This is a genomic window from Skermanella sp. (assembly GCF_059503625.1).
This window is the reverse complement of sequence record NZ_JCACHA010000606.1, coordinates 12,978-17,361: the sequence shown is the minus strand read 5'-3', so window position 1 is coordinate 17,361 and position 4,384 is coordinate 12,978. Positions and strand designations below refer to the sequence as shown.

At 62.1% G+C, this 4,384-nt stretch carries 5 protein-coding genes; 2 read left to right on the top strand and 3 right to left on the bottom strand.

Going from position 1 to position 4,384, the window contains the following annotated elements; translation table 11 throughout:
- The 3 genes from AC5JJ6_RS16590 to AC5JJ6_RS16580 all read right to left on the bottom strand — a co-directional run.
- Nucleotides 1–417: hypothetical protein (locus tag AC5JJ6_RS16590; protein ID WP_496043119.1), on the bottom strand; the 417-nt coding region annotated here is incomplete at its 3' end.
- Nucleotides 418–484: 67 nt separating this feature from the next.
- Entirely contained in the window at nt 485–667 is a 183-nt protein-coding gene (locus tag AC5JJ6_RS16585) for a hypothetical protein (RefSeq protein WP_496043118.1), read from the bottom strand.
- Nucleotides 668–883: 216 nt separating this feature from the next.
- Nucleotides 884–1,537 carry a TetR/AcrR family transcriptional regulator gene (locus AC5JJ6_RS16580; protein ID WP_496043117.1) on the bottom strand — a complete coding sequence of 218 codons (654 nt, stop codon included), beginning with the start codon at nt 1,535–1,537 and terminating at the stop codon, nt 884–886.
- 235 nt (nt 1,538–1,772) lie between these two features.
- On the opposite strand from AC5JJ6_RS16580, the gene AC5JJ6_RS16575 reads away from it, so the two are divergent.
- Nucleotides 1,773–2,897: an efflux RND transporter periplasmic adaptor subunit gene (locus AC5JJ6_RS16575; protein WP_496043116.1), complete on the top strand. Its 1,125-nt coding sequence runs from the start codon at nt 1,773–1,775 to the stop codon at nt 2,895–2,897.
- A gap of 39 nt (nt 2,898–2,936) precedes the next feature.
- Nucleotides 2,937–4,384: efflux RND transporter permease subunit (locus tag AC5JJ6_RS16570; RefSeq protein ID WP_496043115.1), on the top strand; the 1,448-nt coding region annotated here is incomplete at its 3' end.

Sequence of the window (4,384 nt, the reverse complement as noted above, 5' to 3'; positions counted from 1 at the left end):
TGTCGCCAGATCATGCATGGCCTGCTTTTCAATAGTCACTCTGTATCCACCAGTTCGGCATATCGCAATCGCCACCAAGATAGCAAACAACTCATTGATGAACATGGATGCGTCCGACGGCGGGCATTGGATGGACTGTGTCTGCTCTATGGAGCCTTTTACCAACGATAGCTTTTGGAGTTCGACAATCGTTTCTTTCAACTCAACCAGATCGATAATTTTTAAGGGCTTCAGTTTCCTGATCCAGAAAGCGTACTGTCCAGCCTGTTTGATCTCGTTGGGTTGGTCGATAGCAATCTGCCTGATCGTTATCACAGACCTCGCATCGGCTTCCTCGACGACAGCAGCATCCACGGCAATGATGCAGCCAAGCGAAACCTCAATTTGCGGAATTATGGATGACGCCAGATTTATCATTTTGAATCCATACGACAAAGGCGCCGCTGAGGGCGCCTCTGGTCATCTGCACAATCTAAAATTTTGCTCAGGAAGCGGTATTCAGAAGCTCACCAACGTCTTTGAAAAGATCCGGGTTCTCTCTGAAAAACACTTCAGCTTGCTCCGCAGCAGCTTTGAAATCGACCGCCGCGCCGGAGTTTCTTGCGTAAGGTTGCAAGACCTTTTGCTTCTGCGCTTCGGTAAGGCCGTTGCGGTTAACCACGATCATGGACGCATCCTTGGACTAACGCGTGATGGGGCTTTTCCAGATTGAGCTTAGCGCCTTCGCGAAACCGCATCTCAGAGGTCCGACCTAACGATAGTATTAGATCACATCCTCAAGTTCAATGGTCACGCACGTATTCCGAAGCTGGGAGGTGTCGGCGATGACAGACGCTCTACCCGGCAGCGCGGCGTCTTGGCAGACTTGGCGGCTGTCGCCCCTCTACCGCACCCCATCCAGGAAGATCCGCACCACCCCCTCGACGAACTTCTTCAACTGCTCCGGCGTCGCCAGGCGTTCCGGGCGCAGCAGCATCTTGAGCTGCTGGTCGCCGTGGAGGAAGCCCAGGAAGGTCGTCGCGGCGTGGTCGGGGTCGGTGACGTGGAGCTGGCCGCGCGCCGTCGCTTCGCGCAGGTAGTCGGAGAGGATCTGGCGGACCGTGTCGGGCGCGCCCTGGAAGAAGGCGTCGATCACCTTGGGGAACTGGTCGCCGCTGGCGATCAGCAGGCGCAGGAACTTCGGGCTTTCCGGCGACAGCACGCATTCGGTGAAGCTCATGCCGAATTCGGTCAGGGTCCGTTCCGGATCGCCGCCGTCCAGCGGGATCTGGCGCATGCGTTCTATGAATTCGGAACATTTCAGCATGATCGCGGTTTCGAACAGGCCGTCCTTGTCACCGAACTGTTCATACAAGGTCGATCGGGAGCCGCCGGACAAAGCGATGATGTCGCCTAGCGTGGTGCGCTCGAACCCCTTTTCCAGGAACAGGGTCCAGGCCGCGTCCAGGATAGCCCGTCGGCGGGCGTCGCCGCGCGGCCCGCAGGCCCTGGCGCAGGCATCCGGAGTCATGGTCATGGTCCCGTCACTTTCGCTCATTCGACTTTCTTCCGTTGGACAGACTTGTTTTTTGCAGGTGCGCAATGTACTGTATCATACAGTACAGAACTGAAAGGTTCAATCCGGGCGTTGACCGGATGGCTGAAGCAGGTCGCTTCTTTGATAAAAACAGATAGGTCATGGGGCTGCGGTGATGAATTTCCGGTCAGTCAGAAACTCTTTGGCGACTGTTGCAATTCTTTTTTTTGCAACGGGTTGCGACAATACCGACGCGGTGGCCCAGGGCAGCCCGCAGGCCCCGCCGCCGACGGCAGTCGGCGTCGTCACGCTCCAGCCGCAATCGGTCGATATCGCGACTGAACTGCCCGGCCGCACGACGGCGGCGCGCTTGGCCGAAGTCAGGCCGCAGGTCAACGGCATCATCCTCAAGCGCCTGTTCACGGAAGGAGCGGAGGTCAAGGCGGGCCAGCAGCTCTACCAGATCGACCCCGCTCCGTATCAGGCCGCACTCGATACCGCCAAGGCTGAACTGGCGCGGGCCGAGGCCGCTGCCAATTCGGCGCGGACCAAGGCGGCCCGCTACCGCGACCTCGTGAAGTCCCGCGCCGTCAGCCAGCAGGACTACGACGACATCGCCGCCACTCTGCTGGAGAACGAGGCCGCCGTGGCTTCGGCCAAGGCGTCGATCCGGACCGCCCAGATCAACCTCGATTACACCAAGGTCAATTCTCCGATCTCGGGCAGGATCGGCCGCTCCGCCTTCACCGAGGGCGCGCTGGTGACCGCCAACCAGACCCAGGTGCTGGCGACCGTGACCCAGCTCGACCCGATCTATGTCGATGTCACTCAGTCGAGCGCCGAACTGTTCCGGCTGCGTCAGGCCTTGAACAAGGGCCGCATCCAGAGCGGCGAGACCAAGGCCCCCGTGACGCTGTTCGTCGGCAGCACGGAAGACGCTCCCTATGCCCATCAGGGCGAGCTTCAGTTCTCCGAAGTCAGCGTCGACGAGACGACCGGCTCGGTCCGGCTGAGAGCCACCTTCCCGAACCCCGAGAACGATCTGCTGCCGGGCCTGTTCGTCCGCGCCAAGATCGACTGGGGCGCTCTGGAGAACGCCTTCATGGTGCCGCAGCAGGCCGTGGTCCGCCGTCCCGACGGCAGCGCCTTCGTCTGGGCGGTCTCGCCGGACCAGAAGGTCGCGCAGAAGACCATCAAGCCCGAACGGGCGATCGGCGACAAGTGGCTGGTGACCGAGGGCGTCGCCGCCGGCGACCGCGTGGTGGTCGAAGGCGTGCAGAAGGTGGCTCCCGGCGCGCAGGTCAACGCGGTGGCGGTGGACTCCGAAAAACCGGGCGATGTCGCCGATGCCGGCAACGGTGGCCCGCGGCAGGCTCAGTAAGGGCCGGCTTCCGGACCCCGATCAGGATCAGGCTTCATCATGTCAAAATACTTCATCGACAGGCCGGTCTTCGCCTGGGTGATCGCGATCGTGATCATGCTGGCGGGCGGCCTGAGCATCCTGGGGCTGCCGATCGAGCAGTATCCCTCGATCGCTCCCCCATCGGTCCGCATCAACGCGACGTATCCCGGCGCTTCCGCCCAGACGGTCGAAGGCACGGTGACCCAGGTCATCGAGCAGCAGATGAACGGTCTGGACCATCTGCGCTATATCTCGTCCAACAGCGACAGCTCGGGCACGGCGCAGATCACGCTGACCTTCAATCCGGAAGCCGATCCGGACATCGCCCAGGTGCAGGTGCAGAACAAGCTCCAGCTCGCCATGCCGCGCCTTCCGCAGGAAGTGCAGCAGCAGGGCGTGCAGGTGACCAAGGGCACCAACTCCTTCCTGATGGTCATGGGCTTCGTTTCCAGCGACGGCACCATCGGCCAGAACGACATCGCCGACTTCGTGGCATCCAACATCCAGGACCCGATCAGCCGCGTGTCGGGCGTCGGCACCATCACGCTGTTCGGCGCCCAGCACGCCATGCGGATCTGGATCGACCCCAACAAGCTGATCAGCTACGGCCTGACCACGACCGACGTCGTAAGCGCCATCGAGGCGCAGAACGCCGAGGTTTCGGCCGGCCAGATCGGCGGCTCCCCTGCGGTCCCCGGCCAGCAGCTCAACGCCACGATCATCGCGCAGTCGCGCTTGCAGACTCCTGAGGAATTCGGCCGCATCCTGGTGCGGGTGAACACCGACGGCTCCCAGATCCGCCTGTCCGACGTGGCGCGGATCGACGTCGGCGCCGAGAACTACAACACGATCGCCCGCTACAACGGCAAGCCCGCCGCCGGTCTCGGCATCAGCCTCGCGACCGGCGCCAACGCGCTGGATACCGCCGAAGCCGTGAGGGCGCGCATCGAGGAACTCAAGCCCTTCTTCCCGGCGGGGCTCGAGGTTGCGTATCCCTACGACACGACGCCGTTCGTCAAGCTGTCGATCGAAGGCGTGATGCACACGCTGCTCGAAGCGATCGTGCTCGTCTTCGTCATCATGTACCTGTTCCTCCAGAATTTCCGGGCGACGATCATCCCGACGATCGCGGTGCCGGTGGTGCTGCTGGGGACCTTCGGCATCCTGTCAGTCGCCGGCTTCACGATCAACACCCTGACGATGTTCGCCATGGTGCTGGCGATCGGCCTGCTGGTCGACGACGCCATCGTCGTGGTCGAGAACGTCGAGCGCGTCATGGAGGAGGACGGCCTGTCGCCGAAGGAGGCGACGCGCAAGAGCATGGGACAGATCACCGGCGCCCTGGTCGGCATCGCCCTGGTGCTGTCCGCCGTGTTCGTGCCGATGGCCTTCTTCAGCGGATCGACCGGCGCCATCTACCGGCAGTTCTCGCTGACGGTCGTGTCCGCGATGGTGCTTTCGGTGGT